The following is a 2,761-nucleotide window of genomic DNA, read 5'->3' on the forward strand; positions in this document are numbered from 1 at the left end:
ATGTCAATCCCTTAACTTAATGACATTGGATGTCGACCCGCGCCCTGTAGAGGCGGGCGACGACGCGCAGGAAATTGCCTTTAACTAAAGCGCGTGATAATTTTTACCATTTTTAACATTACTCTTTAATCCAAAACTTTTACTCCTCTATTTTAAAAAACTTTCTTTACTAACTCACAAATCGCCAGACTGCTCCGGGACCTCTCCCGGGGCAGTTTTTTGCATGAAAAAAGCAGCCTTGCGGCTGCTTAGGCGAGGCTTTTAGCCATCATTTGGTGGGGGATGCCGGCTTCCATGAAGACGGGGCCGACATCGTGGTAGCCATTGGCCAGGTAGAAGTCCCGGGCATTGGCTTGGGCGTGCAGATAAAGTTCTTTGGTTAAGCTATTTGCCAAAACGTAGTTTTCAATGGCGCCTAACAGCTGGCTGGCAATCCCGCGGTGGCGGGCAGTCTTTTGCACGGCGACCCGGCCGATGTAGAAACGGCCTTCTTCGCTGAAGAAGCGGGCGGCCGCCAGGGCATTGCTTTGGTCTTCATTTAAAAGAAAGACATGGTAGGCAGAAAGGTCCTGGTCGTCCAGTTCAGGAACCGTGATTTCCTGCTCGGCAACGAAAACGTCATCGCGGATTCTGGACAGGCAGAAGACCTCCCGGGCAGAGAGCTCGTTAAAATGTTTGACTTGAATTTCTTTGCTGAAGTCGTTTTTCTGACGTTTTTTCACGGTTGACAGGATCCTTTCCATAACTAGTTGATTATGTTTAGCCATTGTAGCAGGCTGGAAAGATTTGTCAAATTACTGGTTTATTTTCTGAAGTTTTCAGATATTTTTCTGGTGATTTGCAATCTCTTAAAAAATCGCATATTTCTCCTTTCGTCCTATATAACCACTAGGTCTTGTGTGCTATAAATAGACGTGACACTAAATTTTGTAGATAACTAGTTGAGGTGAGTCATGTCAGAGTTAGCAATTACTGATTTGCACGTAGAAATTGCCGGCAAGGAGATTCTCAAAGGGGTTAACTTGCAGCTGAAAACCGGGGAGATCCATGCCATTATGGGACCAAATGGGACGGGGAAGTCGACCCTGTCAGAAGCCATTATGGGCAACCCGGCATATAAGGTAACCCAGTGGTCAGTCAAGCTGGATGGGCAAGAGCTGCTGGATTTGCCAGTTGACGACCGGGCCCGGGCTGGCCATGCAGTACCCGGCTGAAATCCCTGGCGTCAGCAACGCTGAATTCATCCGGCGGGCTTTGAACGCCCGCCGGCCGGAAGGCGATCGAGTCCCGGCCCGGGAATTCCTCCAGGAACTGTATGAAAAGATGGACTTTTTGGCCATGAAGGCCGAAATGGCCCAGCGCTACTTGAACCAGGGCTTTTCCGGCGGGAAAAAGAAGCGTAACGAGATCTTGCAGATGCTGATGATCAAGCCCAAGTTCGCGATTTTAGACGAAATCGACTCCGGCCTAGACATCGATGCTTTGAAGGTGGCCTCTAAAGGGGTTAATGACCTGCGGGGGCCAGACTTCGGCGCCTTGATGATCACCCACTACCAGCGCCTTTTGGACTACGTGGTGCCTGACAAAGTCCACGTTATGATGGGCGGCCGGGTCGCCGGGTGGCGGGCCGGACCTGGCCCAGCGCCTGGAAAAGGAAGGCTACACCAAGCTGCGCGACGAGCTGGGCCTGGACATTGAACTGACGGATGAAGACGTTTAAGGAGGAAGCATGACCGCACAAGCATGGTTTGCAAAAATGCAGGCAGAAGCCGCTGCCGCTTTGCCGGACTTGCCTAGGCCCGACTTTGCCAAGGTGGACTACCGGGCCTGGCCCCTGTCTTTGACCCGGCCCTTGCAAAAGAGGGCAGCTTTTTCCATTGAAGCTGGGGCAGAATTTTGGGCAAAAACACGACCGCCTACTTAAAGCGGGTAGCCTGAGTCGGCCGGGACGCCAAGTTGGACTGGGCCATGGGGATGCTGAGCGACGGGAAGATTCTGGCTGACTATGACTCTGACCTTTACGGGCAGGGAGCCAGAGCCGAGATGAACGTGATCGCCATTACTATCGGCGACCAGCATGACGACCATGATGACGATGGGGATCACGGGCACGGCACATAAAAGGAAGATGCTGGCCGGGGCGTCGATTTTGACCAAGACGGCAAACAGGGTCAAGGGAGCCAGAAAGGCATAGGCGAATTGGCTGAGGTAGCGGCTGGAAGAGTCCAGCTGCTTGATAAGACGGGTTTTGATCATGGAAGTTGGATCAGCCTTTCTAAAAAAAACAAAAACAATAGTCCAAAATGGAATATAGGACATAAGGAACACAAGAAAAATTATGTGAAAAATGAAAGGGATTTGATAACTGTACCAGGGCAGAAAAAGTGAGGGAAAGGGCTGCCAACAGCCAAATAGCACGGCGACTTTATTTTCAAAGCTCTTCTTATAAGCGAGACAGACAAGCAGAGAAAAAACAAAAAACAGAAAAAATAAAAATATTTTTCCCGGTAAAAAGGGTAAAAAGCGAACAAAGAATTCATTAAAGAATTAAAAAGAAAGATAAAGCAGAACAAAAGAAGCAGAAGCGGCAAGGCAAAATATTACAACTCTGCCTGCTGTACCCATGATAAAGCGAATGAAAAGGCTAATTTGACCTTTCAAAAATAACGAGTATACTAATATTTGTTGCCGCGGCGAAGAAGGAATTCGCCGGAGACACGAAAAAGAAAATATCGAAAACTTGTTGACAAGAATCAAACAA

At 49.1% G+C, this 2,761-nt stretch carries 4 protein-coding genes and 1 pseudogene; 4 read left to right on the forward strand and 1 reads right to left on the reverse strand.

Annotation, left to right across the window (positions count from 1 at the left end):
- Positions 1–248: 248 nt before the first annotated feature.
- Positions 249–743, reverse strand: a complete 495-nt coding sequence (locus HMPREF3168_RS04490; protein WP_013440100.1) for a GNAT family N-acetyltransferase — start codon at positions 741–743, stop codon at positions 249–251.
- Positions 744–953: 210 nt separating this feature from the next.
- Here HMPREF3168_RS04490 and sufC point away from each other — a divergent pair.
- The 4 genes and pseudogenes from sufC to HMPREF3168_RS10630 all read left to right on the forward strand — a co-directional run bounded on the left by sufC (position 954) and on the right by HMPREF3168_RS10630 (position 2,388).
- Positions 954–1,720: pseudogene (sufC, locus tag HMPREF3168_RS04495) on the forward strand (Fe-S cluster assembly ATPase SufC).
- 9 nt (positions 1,721–1,729) lie between these two features.
- Positions 1,730–1,924 carry a hypothetical protein gene (locus HMPREF3168_RS10620; RefSeq protein WP_231521573.1) on the forward strand — a complete coding sequence of 65 codons (195 nt, stop codon included), beginning with the start codon at positions 1,730–1,732 and terminating at the stop codon, positions 1,922–1,924.
- Positions 1,925–1,974: 50 nt separating this feature from the next.
- On the forward strand, positions 1,975–2,121 hold the full coding sequence (locus HMPREF3168_RS10625; protein WP_231521576.1) for a hypothetical protein: 147 nt from the start codon (positions 1,975–1,977) through the stop codon (positions 2,119–2,121).
- Positions 2,122–2,199: 78 nt separating this feature from the next.
- Positions 2,200–2,388, forward strand: a complete 189-nt coding sequence (locus HMPREF3168_RS10630) for a hypothetical protein (protein ID WP_231521574.1) — start codon at positions 2,200–2,202, stop codon at positions 2,386–2,388.
- Positions 2,389–2,761: the final 373 nt, after the last annotated feature.

The sequence above is a fragment of the Lactobacillus sp. HMSC08B12 genome (assembly GCF_001808415.1).
In the GTDB taxonomy this organism is placed as follows: Bacteria; Bacillota; Bacilli; order Lactobacillales; family Lactobacillaceae; genus Lactobacillus; species Lactobacillus delbrueckii.

Excerpts from the sequence above, each read along its gene's own strand:
- HMPREF3168_RS04490 (WP_013440100.1), bottom strand. The coding sequence starts at position 743 with ATGGAAAGGATCCTGTCAACCGTGAAAAAACGTCAGAAAAACGACTTC.
- HMPREF3168_RS10620 (WP_231521573.1), top strand. The coding sequence starts at position 1,730 with ATGACCGCACAAGCATGGTTTGCAAAAATGCAGGCAGAAGCCGCTGCC.
- HMPREF3168_RS10625 (WP_231521576.1), top strand. The coding sequence starts at position 1,975 with ATGCTGAGCGACGGGAAGATTCTGGCTGACTATGACTCTGACCTTTAC.